The sequence below is a fragment of the Gluconobacter sp. P1D12_c genome, assembly GCF_018812105.1.
In the GTDB taxonomy this organism is placed as follows: Bacteria; Pseudomonadota; Alphaproteobacteria; order Acetobacterales; family Acetobacteraceae; genus Gluconobacter; species Gluconobacter oxydans_A.
The window spans coordinates 1-430 of sequence record NZ_JACSIQ010000527.1 but is presented as its reverse complement, the minus strand read 5'-3'; the positions used below and the strand labels follow the sequence as shown (position 1 = coordinate 430).

Annotated in this window: 1 pseudogene; it reads left to right on the top strand. The window is 60.0% G+C overall.

The features are described from left to right. Window positions 1-430, top strand: a pseudogene (locus KP705_RS21575) (Tn3 family transposase); the annotation flags it as partial.

Here is a 430-nt window from a genome sequence, read left to right as displayed (position 1 = left end):
TGGCTGCGTAACCCGCCCTTGTCACCAGCCGCGCGCAATATCCTGCGATTGCTGGAACGCCTGGAGTGTGTACGATCCCTGAACCTCGACAGCGCTCGCGCCACGACCATACCGCGTGTGGCCTTTGACCGTTTGAGCGAAGAAGCTGCCCGGATTACGCCCCAGCATCTGGCCGAGCTTCGGTCATCCCGTCGTTACGCCATTCTGTGGCAGCCGGGGTCCGACTTGAGGAGGTTCTAACCGACGCGGCCCTCACAATGATGGACAAACTCCTCGGAAGCATGATGCGCCTTGCCGAGCACCGGATCCGTGACAAAGCGATTGTCACCATGCGATCGTTGCAGGCCCAGCTTCGTCTGCTGACAACCTCTTGCCGTCATCTGATTGAGGCCCGTGATCAGGGCGTTGATTCACTGTCTGCCATTACGGG